Annotated in this window: 11 protein-coding genes; 8 read left to right on the top strand and 3 right to left on the bottom strand. The window is 73.8% G+C overall.

Annotated elements, in window-relative coordinates; translation table 11 throughout:
* Nucleotides 1-58 precede the first annotated feature (58 nt).
* The 6 genes from ACGFYU_RS13155 (at nucleotide 59) to ACGFYU_RS13130 (ending at nucleotide 6,712) form a co-directional block, all read left to right on the top strand.
* The gene (locus ACGFYU_RS13155; RefSeq protein WP_393827363.1) at nucleotides 59-1,312 is read left to right on the top strand and encodes a prenyltransferase/squalene oxidase repeat-containing protein; all 1,254 of its coding nucleotides are present in this window, start codon (nucleotides 59-61) and stop codon (nucleotides 1,310-1,312) included.
* Nucleotides 1,312-1,968, top strand: coding sequence for an SCO2322 family protein (locus ACGFYU_RS13150; protein WP_393827362.1), 657 nt, complete (start codon nucleotides 1,312-1,314; stop codon nucleotides 1,966-1,968). Before ACGFYU_RS13155 ends, ACGFYU_RS13150 begins: the two co-directional genes overlap by 1 nt.
* Nucleotides 1,969-2,189: 221 nt before the next feature.
* Nucleotides 2,190-3,329 carry an energy-coupling factor transporter transmembrane component T gene (locus ACGFYU_RS13145; RefSeq protein ID WP_393827480.1) on the top strand — a complete coding sequence of 380 codons (1,140 nt, stop codon included), beginning with the start codon at nucleotides 2,190-2,192 and terminating at the stop codon, nucleotides 3,327-3,329.
* Nucleotides 3,326-5,074, top strand: coding sequence for an ABC transporter ATP-binding protein (locus ACGFYU_RS13140; RefSeq protein ID WP_393827361.1), 1,749 nt, complete (start codon nucleotides 3,326-3,328; stop codon nucleotides 5,072-5,074). Before ACGFYU_RS13145 ends, ACGFYU_RS13140 begins: the two co-directional genes overlap by 4 nt.
* Nucleotides 5,071-5,970, top strand: a complete 900-nt coding sequence (locus tag ACGFYU_RS13135; protein ID WP_393827360.1) for an ECF transporter S component — start codon at nucleotides 5,071-5,073, stop codon at nucleotides 5,968-5,970. The genes ACGFYU_RS13140 and ACGFYU_RS13135 overlap by 4 nt, the downstream gene beginning before the upstream one ends.
* A 286-nt stretch (nucleotides 5,971-6,256) precedes the next feature.
* A complete protein-coding gene (locus tag ACGFYU_RS13130; RefSeq protein ID WP_393827359.1) occupies nucleotides 6,257-6,712 on the top strand; it encodes a transglycosylase SLT domain-containing protein in 456 nt (151 codons plus the stop codon).
* Nucleotides 6,713-6,816: 104 nt separating this feature from the next.
* Here the strand turns inward: ACGFYU_RS13130 and ACGFYU_RS13125 are convergent, their stop codons facing one another.
* Nucleotides 6,817-7,986: a steroid 3-ketoacyl-CoA thiolase gene (locus ACGFYU_RS13125; RefSeq protein ID WP_393827358.1), complete on the bottom strand. Its 1,170-nt coding sequence runs from the start codon at nucleotides 7,984-7,986 to the stop codon at nucleotides 6,817-6,819.
* A 243-nt stretch (nucleotides 7,987-8,229) separates the two neighbouring features.
* On the opposite strand from ACGFYU_RS13125, the gene ACGFYU_RS13120 reads away from it, so the two are divergent.
* Nucleotides 8,230-9,474: a cytochrome P450 gene (locus ACGFYU_RS13120; protein WP_393827357.1), complete on the top strand. Its 1,245-nt coding sequence runs from the start codon at nucleotides 8,230-8,232 to the stop codon at nucleotides 9,472-9,474.
* Between the two features lie 181 nt (nucleotides 9,475-9,655).
* Here the strand turns inward: ACGFYU_RS13120 and ACGFYU_RS13115 are convergent, their stop codons facing one another.
* Nucleotides 9,656-10,405 carry a hypothetical protein gene (locus ACGFYU_RS13115; protein WP_393827356.1) on the bottom strand — a complete coding sequence of 250 codons (750 nt, stop codon included), beginning with the start codon at nucleotides 10,403-10,405 and terminating at the stop codon, nucleotides 9,656-9,658.
* Between the two features lie 89 nt (nucleotides 10,406-10,494).
* Between ACGFYU_RS13115 and ACGFYU_RS13110 the strand changes: the two genes are divergently transcribed.
* A complete protein-coding gene (locus tag ACGFYU_RS13110) occupies nucleotides 10,495-11,877 on the top strand; it encodes an FAD-binding oxidoreductase (protein ID WP_393827355.1) in 1,383 nt (460 codons plus the stop codon).
* Nucleotides 11,878-12,065: 188 nt separating this feature from the next.
* Here the strand turns inward: ACGFYU_RS13110 and ACGFYU_RS13105 are convergent, their stop codons facing one another.
* Entirely contained in the window at nucleotides 12,066-14,084 is a 2,019-nt protein-coding gene (locus tag ACGFYU_RS13105) for a bifunctional glycosyltransferase 87/phosphatase PAP2 family protein (RefSeq protein ID WP_393827354.1), read from the bottom strand.
* Between the last annotated feature and the right edge of the window lie 47 nt (nucleotides 14,085-14,131).

The following is a 14,131-nucleotide window of genomic DNA, read 5'->3' as shown; positions in this document are numbered from 1 at the left end:
GAGCCCGGTGCCTGTGCGTGCCTGCCTCCCGCTCCCCAGCAGGAGAGGCCCCCTCACCGTGAACGTCCGCCGCAGCGCCGCCGCGCTCGCCGCCTCCGCCGTGCTCTGCGTGGGAGCGGCCCCCGCGGCCCTCGCCGACACCGCCCCGCCCGCCTCTCCCTCCGCGCCGCCCGTGATCCCTTCCGGCCTCTACGGCAAGGGCGACCCGACGTACGACGGCGTGTGGCGGCAGTCCTTCGCGCTGCTCGCCCAGCACACGGTCGGCGTCAAGCCCGCGCAGCAGGCCGTCGACTGGCTGGTCGGCCAGCAGTGCGCGAACGGCGGCTTCGCCTCCTTCCGCGCGGACGCGGGCACGGAGTGCGCGGCGACGACGATGTTCGACACGAACGCCACCGCCGCGGCCGTGCAGGCGCTGGTGGCCCTCGGCGGCAAGGACGCGGCCGTCAAGAAGGGCGTGGACTGGCTGAAGTACGTCCAGAACGAGGACGGCGGCTGGGCCTTCGTCCCCGGCTCCCCCAGCGAGGCCAACTCCACGGCCCTGGTGATCAGCGCGCTCGCGGTGGCCGGCGAGAAGCCGGCCGACGTCAAGTCGAAGGCGGGCAAGTCGGCGTACGAGGGCCTGCTCCCCTTCCAGCTGGGCTGCACCGCCGAACCGGCCTCCGACCGGGGCGCCTTCGCGTACCAGCCGGTCGACGGGAAGCTGATCGCCAACGGCGACGCGACGGCCGCCGCCGTGCTGGCCGGCCTCGGCAAGGGCTCGGCCGTCGTCCCCTCCGGTACGGACACCCCCGCGGCCGCACTGGCCTGCCCGGCGGGCGCCGCCGGCAGCCCGGAGACCGCCGCCCAGGGCGCGGCCGGCTACCTGGCCGAGGCGCTCAAGAAGGACGGCCACCTGGTGGCCGTGACCCCGGGTCAGGTCCTGCCGACCCCGGACACCGGCAACACCGCCGACGCGGTGATCGCGCTGGCCGCGGCCGGGCACAAGCAGTCGGCGGCGGGCGCGCTGGAGTGGCTCAAGGGCAACTCCGCGGAGTGGGCGAAGGGCAGCCCGGCGGCCCTGGGCACGCTGATCCTGGCCGCGCACGCGACCGGCGCCGACCCGAAGGCCTTCGGCGGCGCCGACCTGGTCGCGCAGCTGAACGCGACCGGCCCCGCCCCGCAGGGCGCGGACACGGGCGCGACCGAGGTGAAGAGCGAGAAGGGCGAGGGCTCCGGCAACCAGAACGTCTGGTGGATGATCGGCGCGGGCGCCGCGGCCGGTGTGGGCATCGGCATCCTGCTGAGCGGCCGCCGTAAGAAGAACCAGCTCTGATGCGCCGCGTCCCCGTCCTGGCCCTCGCCTTCGGCATCGTCCTGACCCTGCTGGCCGCCGGTCCGGCGCTGGCGTCGAGCTACCGATACTGGTCGTTCTGGGACGGCGCCGGCGGCAGGTGGGCGTACGCCACCACGGGCCCGTCGATGGCCCGTCCCGCGGACGGCTCCGTGCAGGGGTTCCGCTTCGCCGTGAGCAAGGACGCCGGGGACCAGGCGGCGCAGCCGCGGGCCGCGGCCGACTTCGGGGCCGTGTGCGGGGCCACCGCGCCGGTGGAGGGCCGCAAGCGGGTGGCGGTCGTCGTCGACTTCGGCGTCCCGGCGGACGCCCCGGCGGGCGACGCCCCTCCGCAGGCGGAGCCGCGCACGGCCTGCGCGCAGGTGGCCCCGGAGGCCACGGCGGCCGAGGCCCTGGCGGCGGTCGCGAAGCCGCTGCGCTACAACAGCGCGGCCCTGCTGTGCGCGATCTCGGACTACCCGAAGCAGGGCTGCGGCGAGCCGTTGGCCGACGCCCCGACGGGCAGCCCGGCCCCGCGGGCCGAGGCCCCGGCGGGCGGCGACGGCGGCCCGTCGGCGGGCCTGCTCGCGGGCCTCGCGGCGGTGTCCGCCCTGGCCGCGGCCGCCATCTGGCAGTCCCGCCGCCGCCGCTCCCGATGACGCACCCCACCACCCCGCCGCCCGGCGGCCCCGGCCCGAAGCCGCCCGCCGGGCAGGGCCACGGCGGCGCGGACGCCGGCGGCGCTCAGGCACCCACCGGGGCCACCCGCACCCGGAACACGACCCGCACGGGTGGTGCGGGTGGGTATCCCGCCCGGCCGCAGGCCGGGCGCACCCCCACCGGAGCCGCACCCGGCGACGCGACCCCGCCCCGGCGGAGCCTGCCCGCGGCGGGGGACCCCTCGCAGGGGCCGACGTACAAGAAATGGAAGGCTCCCGAGGCCCGCCGCGCGACGGCCCTGCACGCGGGGGCCTGGTGGCTCTGGGCCCTCGGCCTCGCCACCGCCGCCTCCCGCACCACCAACCCGCTCCTCCTCGGCCTGATCGTCGGCGTCGGCGGATACGTGGTCGCGGCCCGCCGCACCTCCGCCCCCTGGGCGCGTTCCTACGGGGCCTTCCTCAAGCTCGGCCTCTTCGTCATCGGCCTGCGCCTCCTCTTCTCCATGCTGCTCGGCTCCCCCATTCCCGGCACGCACACCCTCTTCACCCTCCCGGAGGTCCCGCTCCCCGCCTGGGCGCAGGGCATCCGCTTCGGCGGCAAGGTCACCGCCGAGCAGCTCGTCTTCGCCTGCTACGACGGCGCGAAGCTGGCCGCCCTCCTCGTCTGCGTGGGCGCCGCGAACGCGCTGGCCAACCCGGCGCGGCTGCTGAAGTCCCTCCCGGCCGCCCTGTACGAGGCGGGGGTCGCCGTGGTCGTGGCCATGACCTTCGCGCCGAACATGGTCGCTGACGTCGTCCGGCTGCGGACCGCGCGCCGGCTGCGCGGCCGCCCCACCGGCGGGATGAAGGCCATCCTCCAGATCGGCCTGCCGGTGCTGGAGGGGGCGCTGGAGCGTTCGGTCGCGACGGCCGCGTCGATGGACGCGCGCGGGTACGGGCGCACGGCGCAGGTCCCGCCCGCCGTCCGGCACACCACCAACGCCCTCACCCTCGGCGGCCTGCTCGGCATGTGCGCGGGCACGTACGGGCTGCTCGCCGCGGAGGGCGCCGCGTACGGGCTCCCCGTGCTCGGCATCGGCCTGGTCCTGGCCCTGGCCGGGCTGCGGCTCGGCGGGCGCCGGTCGGTGCGGACCCGGTACCGGCCCGACCGGTGGGGCGTGCGCGCCTGGCTGGTCGCCGGGTCGGGTGCCGCCGTCGCCGCCCTCCTCATGTACGCGGGCGCCGTCGACCCCGAGGGCCTGCGGCCGGGGGTGGTCCCGCTGGTGGCGCCCGCGCTGCCGCTGTGGCCGTCCGCCGCGATCCTGATCGGCCTGCTGCCCGCCTTCGTGGCACCCGTACCGCCCAAGGAGGCGTCCCCGTGATCCGCTTCGAGCAGGTCTCCGTCACGTACGAGGGTGCGGCCGCCCCCTCGCTCCAGGACCTCGACCTGGTGATCCCGGAGGGCGAGCTGACGCTGCTCGTCGGCCCGTCGGGGGTCGGCAAGTCCACCCTGCTGGGGGCCGTCTCCGGGCTGGTCCCCCACTTCACCGGGGGCACGCTGCGGGGGCGGGTGACGGTCGCGGGCCGTGACACCCGTACGCACAAGCCGCGGGAGCTGGCGGACGTGGTGGGGACGGTCGGGCAGGATCCGCTCGCGCACTTCGTGACGGACGTGGTGGAGGACGAGCTGGCGTACGGGATGGAGTCGCTGGGCCTGCCGCCCGCGGTGATGCGGCGCCGGGTGGAGGAGACCCTGGACCTCCTCGGCCTGAACGAACTGCGCGACCGCCCCATCGCCACCCTCTCCGGCGGTCAGCAGCAGCGGGTCGCGATCGGCTCGGTCCTGACCCCGCACCCCCGGGTCCTGGTCCTGGACGAACCCACCTCGGCGCTGGACCCGGGGGCGGCGGAGGAGGTGCTGGCCGTGGTGCAGCGGCTGGTGCACGACCTGGGCACGACGGTCCTGATGGCGGAGCACCGGCTGGAGCGGGTGGTGCAGTACGCGGACCGGGTGCTGCTCCTGCCCTCCCCGGGCGCGGCCCCCGTCCTCGGCCCCCCTTCCGAGATCATGGCGGTCTCGCCGGTCCACCCGCCGGTGGTGTCCCTGGGCCGCCTCGCGGGCTGGTCCCCGCTCCCCCTGTCGGTCCGCGACGCCCGCCGCCTGGCCGCGCCGCTGCGCGACCGTCTGGCCGCCACCGCCGGGGCGCCGGAGGGCGCAAAGGTGCAGGCTGACGCCGGCCAAAATCCGGCCCCGCCGGCGTTTGAGGCGCGGGGTCTGGGGCGGAGCCCCAGCAGCGCAGCTCCCGGGCTGCTCGCGCGCCTGCTCCGCCGGAGCAACCCGAGCCCCGCCCCCGCTCCGGGCACGGCTCCCGGCACGGGACCGGCCGTGGCCCGGAACCTCGGCGTGCGACGCGGCCGCGCAGAGGTGCTGCGCGGGATCGACCTCGCGGTGGCGCCCGGCGAGACCGTCGCCCTCATGGGCCGCAACGGCGCCGGCAAGTCCACCCTCCTGGCCGCCCTCGTCGGCACAGTGCCCCCCGCCACCGGCACGGTGACCGTCGGCGGCGCCACCCCCCACCGCACCCCGCCCCAGGAGATGGTGCGCCGCGTCGGGCTCGTCCCGCAGGAGCCCCGCGACCTCCTCTACGCCGACACGGTCGCCGCCGAGTGCGCCGCCGCCGACTCCGACGCCGGCGCGGCCCCCGGTACCTGCCGGGACCTCGTCTCCGCCCTGCTCCCGGACGTCCCCGACGACACCCACCCCCGTGACCTGTCGGAGGGGCAGCGCCTGGCGCTGGCGCTGGCGCTGGTCCTGACCGGCCGGCCCGCCCTGCTCCTCCTCGACGAGCCGACCCGAGGGCTGGACTACGCCGCCAAGGCCCGTCTGGTGGAGATCCTGCGGGCCCTGGCGGCGGACGGCCACGCCATCGTCCTGGCCACCCACGACGTGGAGCTCGCCGCCGAGCTGGCCCACCGCGTGGTGATCCTGGCCGGCGGGGAGGTCGTCGCGGACGGCCCGACCGCCGAGGTGGTGGTCTCCTCGCCCGCCTTCGCGCCCCAGGTGGCGAAGGTCCTCGCGCCGGGCCACTGGATCACCGTGGCCCAGGTCGCCGAGGCCCTGTCATGAGCCGACCCGCCGAAGCCGGCCACCCCGCCCGCCCGGTCCGCCCCGCCCGCCCCGTCCGGATCGGCCCCCGCGCCGCCGCCGCCCTGGTCCTCGTCACCCTCATCGGCATCGCTGCCTTCGGCTGGCCGCTCCTCGCCGACCGGCAGTCGGGCCTCGCCCACTCCCAGGACGCCCCCTGGCTCTTCGCGGCGCTGCTCCCGCTCCTCGTCGCCGTCGTCGTCGCGACCATCGCCGACACCGGCATGGACGCGAAGGCGGTGGCGATGCTCGGGGTGCTCGCCGCCGTGGGCGCGGCGCTGAGACCGCTGGGCGCGGGCACGGCCGGCCTGGAGCCGATGTTCTTCCTGATGGTGCTCAGCGGCCGCGTCCTCGGGCCCGGCTTCGGGTTCGTGCTCGGCTCGGTGACGATGTTCGCGTCCGCCCCGCTGACGGGCGGGGTCGGGCCGTGGATGCCGTTCCAGATGCTGGCGATGGGCTGGTTCTCGCTGGGGGCGGGGCTGCTGCCCGGGCCGGGGAGGATCAGGGGCCGGGCGGAGCTGCTGATGCTGGCGGCTTACGGCTTCGCGGGCTCGTTCGCGTACGGCACGGTCATGAACCTCCAGGGCTGGGTGCTCCTGCAGGGCATGGGCCAGGGGATCTCCTTCCACCCCGGGGACCCCGTACCGGCGAACCTCGCGCGCTTCGTCGCGTACTGCCTGGCGACCTCGGTGGGCTGGGACCTGGGCCGGGCGGTGCTGACGGTCGTACTGACGCTGGCGCTGGGCGGCACGCTGCTGAAGGCGCTGCGGCGGGCGACACGGAAAGCTGCCTTCGACGCGCCCGTCTCCTTCGATTCGGGGGTCGCGATCGGCTCCGACCCGGCCCCTGAAAGGGGTATGGATGGTCGCGGAGCGTGAGATCCGGGCCTCGTGGCGGTGACCCGCCCCACAGGACCCAGGTCACATACGAACCGGGATAGCAGTCCTTAAACGTCCCATATGCGCCCCTTCGTACGGCCTCTCACCTGGGCGGACGCCGATCGGCGCCGGAGGGGGTCGTTCCGCCCCGGCTGCGAGGACCACTAGTAAGAGGGGGTCGTTGCCAGGGGGTCCGGGCGTCTGTAGAACTGGATGAGTCGCCGAGCGGCCCGGGTGCTTCACCCGCCGCGGACGAACCCCTCTCCTCCGCGTGAGTGGCTCACGCATGCTCCGGCATGCGGTGCGACCGCCCCTGTCCCCTTCGGAAGGTCAATCCGTGTCCAACGCCGTCATCCGCTGCATCGCCGCCTCCAAGAAGACCCTCGCGGGTACCGTCCTCGCCCTGGGCGTCGCCGGTTCCATGCTTGCCGCGGTTCCCGCGCAGGCCGCCCCGATGAGCGCCAAGGCGATCGCCCAGCAGATGATCAAGGACCCGGCCCAGTTCGCTGCGTTCGACAAGATCATCTCGCATGAGAGCGGCTGGGACTACACCGCGACCAACCCGTCCTCCGGCGCGTACGGCCTGGCCCAGGCCCTGCCGGCGTCGAAGATGGCCTCCGCGGGCGCGGACTGGAAGACCAACCCGGCCACCCAGATCAAGTGGGGCCTGGACTACATGAACTCCCGCTACGGCAGCCCGGTCGGCGCCTGGAACTTCTGGTCCGCCAACCACTGGTACTAAGCCGCCGCGGCAGCAGCAGACATACGAAGGCCCCGGTGGCCGGCCTCCCCAGGTCCGGCCGCCGGGGCCTTCTGCATCCCATCCCACGGGTCTGTGTGCAGCGCCTACAGGCGCTGGATGATCGTGCCGGTCGCCAGCGCGCCGCCCGCGCACATGGTGATCAGCGCGAATTCCTTGTCGCGCCGCTCCAGCTCGTGGAGCGCGGTGGTGATCAGCCGGGCGCCGGTGGCGCCGACGGGGTGGCCGAGCGCGATGGCGCCGCCGTTGACGTTGACCTTCTCCAGGTCCTGGTCGAAGACCTGGGCCCAGCTGAGGACGACGGAGGCGAAGGCCTCGTTGATCTCGACGAGGTCGATGTCCTTGAGGGACATGCCGGCCTTGCCGAGGACGGCCCGCGTCGCGTCGATCGGCCCGTCCAGGTGGTAGTGCGGGTCGGCGCCGACGAGGGTCTGGGCGACGATCCGGGCGCGCGGCCTCAGCTTGAGGGCGCGGGCCATCTTGCGGGAGGCCCACATCACGGCGGCGGCCCCGTCGGATATCTGCGAGGAGTTCCCGGCGGTGTGGACGGCGGTCGGCATGACCGGCTTGAGCCGGGCCAGCGCCTCCATGTTCGTGTCGCGCAGGCCCTCGTCGCGGTCGACCAGGCGCCACATGCCCTGCCCCGCGGCCTGCTCCTCCTCCGTCGTCGGCACCTGGACGGCGAAGGTCTCGCGCTTGAAGCGCTCCTCGGCCCAGGCGGCCGCGGCCCGCTCCTGGGAGAGCACGCCCAGCCCGTCGACGTCCTCGCGGGTCAGGCCGCGGTGGCGGGCGATCCGCTCGGCGGCCTCGAACTGGTTGGGGAGGTCGACGTTCCACTCGTCCGGGAAGGGCTTGCCCGGGCCGTGCTTGGATCCGGAGCCGAGCGGGACGCGGCTCATGGCCTCGACCCCGCAGGCGATGCCGATGTCCATGACCCCGCCGGAGATCATGTTGGCCACCATGTGGTTGGCCTGCTGGGAGCTGCCGCACTGGCAGTCCACGGTGGTCGCGGCGGTCTCGTACGGGAGGCCCATGGCGAGCCAGGCGTTGCGGGCCGGGTTCATCGACTGCTCGCCGGCGTGGGTGACGGTGCCGCCGACGATCTGTTCGACGCAGTCGGGCTGGATTCCGGTACGGGCGAGGAGCTCGCGGTAGGTCTCGCCGAGGAGGTAGGCGGGATGGAGGTTGGCGAGCGCGCCCCCGCGCTTGCCGATGGGGGTGCGTACGGCTTCGACGATGACGGGTTCCGCGGCCATGAGCTCGTCCTCTCCTGCACTGCGCCAGCGCGGCGGGCCGTCCCGGCGCCCCGCCCCGAACTAGTACGCGTTCTAGTTCTCCCTGCAGTCTTATGACCTGAAGCCCCGCCACGCAAGGGTCTTGCACGCGGCCTGCACGGATTCCACACGCAACAGTTGGCGCCGCGACCCTTGTCACTTCTAGAACTCGTTACTACCTTCAAGCCAACTTCTGATGGGCCGTCAGACTTTGGAGTTGCCCCGATGACCTGTCCCGCGCTGCCCGAAGGCTTCGACGCCACCGACCCCGACCTGCTCCAAAGCCGCGTCCCCCACCCGGAGTTCGCCCAGCTGCGGCAGACCGCACCCGTGTGGTGGTGTCCGCAGCCCCGGGGCATCACCGGCTTCGACGACGAGGGCTACTGGGCCGTCACCCGGCACGCGGACGTCAAATACGTCTCCACGCACCCCGAGCTGTTCTCCTCCACCACCAACACGGCGATCATCCGCTTCAACGAGCACATCCAGCGTGAACAGATAGATGCCCAGCGCCTGATCATGCTGAACATGGATCCGCCGGAACACACGCGCGTACGCCAGATCGTGCAGCGCGGCTTCACCCCGCGGGCGATCCGCGGACTGGAGGAGGCCCTGCGCGACCGGGCCCGGAAGATCGTCGAGGAGGCCGTGGCCGTCTCGGCGGACGGCAGCTTCGACTTCGTGACGCAGGTGGCGTGCGAGCTGCCGCTGCAGGCCATCGCGGAGCTGATCGGCGTACCGCAGAAGGACCGCGCGAAGATCTTCGACTGGTCGAACAAGATGATCGCCTACGACGACCCGGAGTACGCGATCACCGAGGAGGTCGGCTCCAACGCGGCGATGGAGCTCATCGGCTACGCGATGAACCTGTCCGCCGAGCGCAAGGAGTGCCCGGCCAAGGACATCGTCACGCAGCTGGTGGCGGCCGAGGGCCAGGGCAACCTCGGCTCCGACGAGTTCGGTTTCTTCGTGCTGCTGCTGGCGGTCGCGGGCAACGAGACCACGCGCAACGCCATCAGCCACGGCATGCACGCCTTCCTGACCCACCCCGAGCAGTGGGAGCTCTACAAGGCGACCCGGCCCTCCACCGCCGCGGAGGAGATCGTGCGCTGGGCCACCCCGGTGGTGTCCTTCCAGCGCACCGCCACCCAGGACACGGAGCTGGGCGGCCAGAAGATCAAGGCGGGCGACCGGGTCGGCCTGTTCTACTCCTCGGCCAACCACGACCCCGAGGTCTTCGACGACCCGGGCGCCTTCGACATCACCCGCGACCCGAACCCGCACCTCGGCTTCGGCGGCGGCGGCCCGCACTTCTGCCTCGGCAAGTCCCTGGCCATCATGGAGATCGACCTGATCTTCAACGCGCTGGCCGACGCCCTGCCCGACCTGCGGCTGACCGGCGAGGACCCGCGCCGGCTGCGCGCGGCCTGGCTAAACGGCATCAAGGAGCTCCGGGTCAGCCACGGCTGACGACGGATCCAGGGCGGCAGGGGCCGCTCCTCCCACGCCCCGGCCCCTGCCGTCCGCTGGCAACGGACCCGCACCCGTTCGAGTGGCGGCCCCGCGCGAACCGGGTGATCCTGACTGACAGCGGCGATCCAGCCGAAGGGGCGCCGGGGCGATGTGTGCCCCGGCGCCCCTTCGGCCTGCATCACCGCAGGATGCCCACGGCGCGGGCGACCACGAGCAGCACGGTGATCAGCGACACCGACGTCTGGATCATCATCAGCAGCTTCGCCCACGTCGTCAGCGGCATGGTGTCGGTCGGGCTGAAGGCGGTGGCGTTGGTGAACGCCACGTACAGGTAGTCGCCGAAGTACGGCTTCCACTCGGGCGGGGCGATCTCCGCCTGCCCCATCTGCGGGAAGAGGAAGTCGGGGTAGTCCTTGGTGCCTAGGGACCGGGCGACCGGGCCGCCCCGGTCCCACTCCCAGTACCAGAGCGCGAAGGCGATCACATTGGTCAGCCAGACGGCGCCGGCGGTGGTGAGCAGGCCGAGCGCGCCTTCCGCCCCGATGCCGAGGAGCAGCTCGCGTACGAGTTTCACGGCCGACCACGCGTTGGCCAGGCTGACCGCGGCCGCCAGGCTGAGGCTGAGCCCGCGCAGCACGTACGAGGTGCGGTCGAAGCGGCGGTGCGGGTTGAGGGCGGCCAGCGCCACCAGCAGGGTGAGCTCCAGGGCCGGCAGCAGCCAGTGCGGATCGAGGGTGAGCCGGTCCGGCAGGACGAGCTGGAGGGCCACGGCGACCAGGATCGCCAGGGTCACCGCCCAGCGTTCCTCGCCCTCGGTGGGCTGCCGCCAGGCCGGCCTGCCCTCGCCCGGTTCGGCGGAGGGTTCGAGCAGGGCCTCGATCCGGTCCAGTCTGCGGTGCAGCCGGTCCAGCGCGTCGTTCTCGCTCATGGCGGACATTCTGGGGCGGCCGGCCGGCCCGCCGGGGAAGCCCCGCCCGGGCGGCTGCGGCCGTCATGGCCCGGTGCCAGACTGAAGTCATGACCACGATCGGTCAGTCCTTCCGGGGACGGCTGGTGCGGCCCGGAGATCCCACGTACGACGAGGACCGCAGGGTGTGGAACGGTTCGATCGACCGCTCCCCCGCCCTCATCGCCTACTGCGCGGGCGTCGCAGACGTCATCGACGCCGTGCGCTTCGCGACCGGGCCGGGGGCCGGGCTGCCGGTCGCCGTGCGCAGCGGCGGGCACAGCTTCCCCGGACAGTCCGTCTGCGACGACGGGATCGTCATCGACCTCTCGCCCATGCGCGGCATCCGGGTGGATCCCGAGGCCCGTACGGTCAGGGCGCAGGCCGGCGTCCTGCTGGGCGAGCTGGACCGCGAGACGCAGGCGTTCGGGCTGGCCGTGCCGGCCGGGGTCGTCACGCACACCGGCCTGGCGGGTCTCACGCTCGGCGGCGGGATCGGCTGGCTGATGCGCAAGTACGGGCTCACGATCGACCAGCTGCTCTCCGTGGACCTGGTCACTGCCGACGGGTCCTTCCTCAAGGCGAGCGAGGACGAGAACCCGGACCTCTTCTGGGGGGTGCGCGGCGGCGGCGGGAACTTCGGGATCGTCACGGAATTCACGTTCCGGCTCAACCCGCTCGGGCCGATCGTGCTGGCCGGGCCGGTCTTCTGGCCGATGGCCGAGTCGGCGCGGCTGCTGCGGTTCTACCGCGAGTGGATCACCGACGTACCGGACGAGCTGACCACGGCGATCGTCCACCGCAAGGCGCCGGCGGTCCCGTACATCCCGCCCGAACTGCAGGGGAAGCCGGTCGTGATGGTGATCTGCTGCTACGCGGGCCCGGTCGAGGAGGGGCAGGAGGTGATCCGGCCGCTGCGCGAGGACGCGGGGTCCGCGCCCGTACTCGACCTGTGCGCGCCCAAGCCGTTCACCGAGCACCAGGCGATGTTCGACCCGTCCTTCCCGGCCGGCCGCTGGTACTACTTCAAGTCGTGCGACGTCGACCGCCTCACCGACGAGGTCATCGACCGTACGGCCGAGCACGCGGCCCGGATCGTCTCCCCGTTCACCGCCTTCCCGATCTTCCAGCTCGGCGGGGCCATCGCGCGCGTCGGGGCGGACGAGACGGCCTTCGGCGGACGGGCCGCCGGCCACACCTTCAACATCAACGGGACGACGGAGGGCTTCGAGGGCTTCGAGCAGGAGCGGGAATGGGCGCGGGGCCTGTGGTCGGCGCTCGCCCCCCACCAGACGGGTGTCTACGCGAACTTCCTGATGGAGGAGGGCGAGGAGCGCGTCCGCCAGGCCTACGGGCCCGAGACGTACCGCCGGCTGCGGGAGCTCAAACGGCGCTACGACCCGGGCAACCTCTTCCGCCGCAACCAGAACATCCCGCCGGACCAGCCGGCCTAGGTCGTCTCTTTCGGATCTTGCCGGTTAAGCCCGCGTCGTCCGGTGCCGCGCATCGCAAGGCGGAGAGGCGCCCGATTACTGGACGTACTTGGGTGCCTCGACAACGCAGCGAGGTGCGGTGCCGGGTGGCGCGGGTCTGGGGGCACCTCCCAGCGGTAGCTGGGGGAGCAAGATCCGGAAGAGACGGCCTAGGTCCGGGCGGGGGTCCTGACCTGGGCTTCTCCGCTCGTCTCGGTGCCCGCCCGCTGCGCCGGCACGGTCAGCTGGAGGCGGCGCGGCCCCGACAGCGCGTACACGAGTCCAAAGCCGGCCGCGACGACGGCCGCGCCGCCCACCGCGTCGAGCACCCAGTGGTTGGCGGTGGCGACGATCGCGCAGACCGTGACCAGGGGGTGCAGCACGCCGAGCAGCTTCTGCCAGCCCTTGGGAGCCAGCACCACGATCACGATCCCGCACCACAGCGACCATCCGAAGTGCAGCGAGGGCATCGCCGCGTACTGGTTGGAGATCGCGGTCATGGCCCCGTACGAGGGGTTGGCCAGGTCCTGCGGCCCGTGGACGGTGTCGATGAAGCCGAGGCCGGGCATCAGGCGGGGCGGGGCGAGCGGGTAGAGCCAGAAGCCTATGAGGGCGAGGACGGTGGCCAGGCCGAGGGAGGCCCGCGCCCAGCGGTAGTCGCCGGGGCGGCGCCAGTACAGGACGGCCAGGATCGTCAGCGGGACCACGAAGTGGAAGGAGGTGTAGTAGAAGTTGAAGAACCCCTCCAGCCAGGGCGTGTTCACCACGGCGTGGTTCACGGCGTGTTCGATGTCGATGCCCAGGGCCCGCTCGATGCCGTGGATCTGGCTGCCGTTGCCCTCGGCGAGGGAGCGGCTGGTGGGGGCGGCAGCCCTGATGTGCGAGTAGAGCGAGTACCCGACCCGTATCAGCAGGAGTTCCAGCAGCAGGTTGGGGCGGGAGAGCACGCGCCGCCAGAGCGGCAGCAGCGGCACCCGCGACCAGCGGGCGGCGGCCGGGCGGCCGTAGGCGGTGGGGACGGGTTCGCGCCAGTACGGGGACGAGCGCGGCAGGAACGGTACGGCGCAGGCCGCGGCCAGCGCGGCGAGGAGGAGCACGTTGTCGCGTACGGGCGCCAGCGCGGCCAGGTTCGGCAGCAGCACGTCGCTGGGCAGGGTCATGGCGAGGACCACGGCCACCGGCCACACGGGCCGGTCGGCGGCCCGCCGGCCCACCTTCCCGGCGACGGCGAGCAGCACCCACAGCAGCTGGTGGCGCCAGCCGGCCGGGGACACGGCGACGGCCACGCAGCCGGTGATGGCGACGGCGAGCAGCAGCTGCCCGTCGCGGGCGTAGCGGGCGGCGCGGCGCAGGCCGAACCAGGTGATGGCGGCCGCGAGGGCCACGTAGAGGACGATCTCGCCGGGGCCGCTGAGCCCGAAGCGCAGCAGCGCGCCGTGCACGGACTGGTTGGCGAGGCCGTCGGGGGCGCCGCCTAGGCCGGTGCCGGCCAGGTGGCGGATCCAGTACGTCCAGGAGTCGCGCGGCAGGGCCGCCCAGGACAGGGCGGTGGCCGCGGCGAAGGTCAGGGCGGCGGCGCGCGCGGTGGGGCGCCGGCCGGTCAGCCACAGCAGCGGGGCGAAGAGCAGGAGCGCGGGCTGGAGGGCGGCGGCGAGCCCGATGAGGAACCCGGCGGGGCGTTCGCCTGGGACGCGGAAGACGGCCAGCAGCACCAGCAGCACGGGCAGGACGGCGGTCTGCCCGGGCGAGGCGGCCTCGCGGACGGGCAGCGAGACCATCATCAGGGCGGTCAGCACGGGCGCGGCGAGCAGCGCGGTGCGGCGCGGCACCGGGTCGGGCAGGCCGCGCGCGGCGACGAGCCCTATCGCGGCGACGAACAGCAGCGTCACGCAGGTCCAGGCGACCTCCAGCGACGGCGCGGCGAGGCCGAGGAGGGGCTTGAGGACCAGCCCGGCGAAGGGGGTGCCGGTGAACTGGCCGGCGTCGTAGAGCGAGCCGGGCAGGCCGCCGGGGAGGTGCAGGCCGCTCAGCCACTCGCCCGGTGGGACGCGCAGCACGGCGGCGGCCTGTCTGACGGCGAGGGCGCCGGCCAGCGCCCACAGGAGGAGGCGAGCCGCCCCCAGCCTGCCGCCATCGCCTATGACTCCGGCATGTCCGTTCGCACCGCTGTGCTCTGCCGCGTTCGCCACGCCTCGCCGGCCTCCCGCCCTGTTGACCGCAACCCCGACTTTGCCTG

It is taken from the genome of Streptomyces sp. NPDC048337, assembly GCF_043201175.1.
Taxonomy (GTDB): Bacteria; Actinomycetota; Actinomycetes; order Streptomycetales; family Streptomycetaceae; genus Streptomyces.
The sequence above is the reverse complement of the archived record's forward strand: the minus strand, read 5'-3'. Positions and strand labels throughout refer to the sequence as shown.